The organism is Vibrio sp. 1078-1 (assembly GCF_033340475.1).
On sequence record NZ_JAWOWM010000906.1, the window covers coordinates 1 to 518 of the forward strand.

Genomic DNA, 518 nt, shown 5'->3' on the forward strand with positions numbered 1-518 from the left:
GTGGCGAATCGTAACAGGAAATTTCACGCATACCAACTTTGCCCACCTTGGAATGAACTTGGCAGGATTATGGGTTATCGCGTTTATATTCCGTCCTAGTGCACGCAACTTCTCGATTGTTTTTCTTTTGCTTTGTGCCTTTGTCGGCGCAATGAACTTACTGACTAGCATGTCAGTCTATGTCGGCTTGTCTGGCGTCTTACACGGTTTGTTTGGTTTTTGTGCTCTCAGAGAAGTGTTTGAAAACAGAAGAAGTAGCCTACTCTTAGTCGCCGGACTTATTGCGAAAATCGCATGGGAGCAATTTTATGGCCCTTCAACCAGCACTGCTGCAATGATAGGCGCTCGTGTTGCTGTTGATGCACATCTGTTTGGTGCAATGGGAGGCTTAGGTATGGCATTAGTAGAGAAAGGATTCCATCGCCGTATATTTGGATAAAAAATCCCGAACCACGAAAGAGGGTTTGGTTCGGGAAAGCAGTAACCGGAAACGAAAGCTCAGTAATAATACAATGGTC

At 45.2% G+C, this 518-nt stretch carries 1 protein-coding gene; it reads left to right on the forward strand.

All coding sequences use genetic code 11. The annotated features are described in order from the left end of the window. Nucleotides 1-439 (forward strand): rhombosortase (gene rrtA, locus R7190_RS30765; RefSeq protein ID WP_318138328.1); only part of this gene is annotated, 439 nt, incomplete at its 5' end. Between the last annotated feature and the right edge of the window lie 79 nt (nt 440-518).